Here is a 240-nt window from a genome sequence, read left to right on the forward strand (position 1 = left end):
CCGGATGCCGGGTAAATCCTTCAGCAGCCGTGCTTCGACTTTGCCACAGATCCAGGTCAGGCGCGTTTGGGGCCATTGCCGTTGAATAGCCTGTGCCATGGCAATACTGTTGCAGACATCACCAATCGCCGACAGGCGCAGGATGCACAAAGACTGGGGAGCGGAGTTGAATAATGTCATGACACCTGCTTTCAACCGAGTGGATGTGATTGTGTGTTGGGAATTATATACATTAAGCAT

1 protein-coding gene is annotated in these 240 nt (G+C 51.7%); it reads right to left on the minus strand.

Annotated elements, in window-relative coordinates; genetic code table 11:
- The coding region (locus ACYP03_RS27765) for a glycosyltransferase family 9 protein (protein ID WP_459782906.1) at window positions 1-180 on the minus strand (180 nt) is incomplete at its 3' end.
- Between the last annotated feature and the right edge of the window lie 60 nt (window positions 181-240).

It is taken from the genome of Photobacterium sp. R1 (assembly GCF_054600795.1).